This window comes from Bradyrhizobium sp. Kon69 (assembly GCF_055807515.1).
Window position 1 is genome coordinate 1 of record NZ_JBVVOS010000614.1, and the last position, 232, is coordinate 232.

Sequence of the window (232 nt, forward strand, 5' to 3'; positions counted from 1 at the left end):
CGCTCGTCGGAATAAAACCCGTTGTCGCTGTCGAGCGTTTTATGCAGCATCGCAACGGTGAGGTGTTCTGGGCCAAGTCCCATGGCTACACGCTTACGCCCAGGGATCCGTTCAAACTGATGATCTGGCATTTTGAGCGGCTGGACCGTACCCATCAGGGCACGGGGGACCTTACGCCGCGGGAGCGGGAAATTGCCATGCACATTGTCAATGGGCTCAAGTCCAAGGAGAT

The 232-nt window shown here is 56.9% G+C and carries 1 pseudogene; it reads left to right on the forward strand.

The annotated features are described in order from the left end of the window. Positions 1-41: 41 nt before the first annotated feature. Positions 42-232: pseudogene (locus AC0L3U_RS40335) on the forward strand (LuxR family transcriptional regulator); the annotation flags it as partial.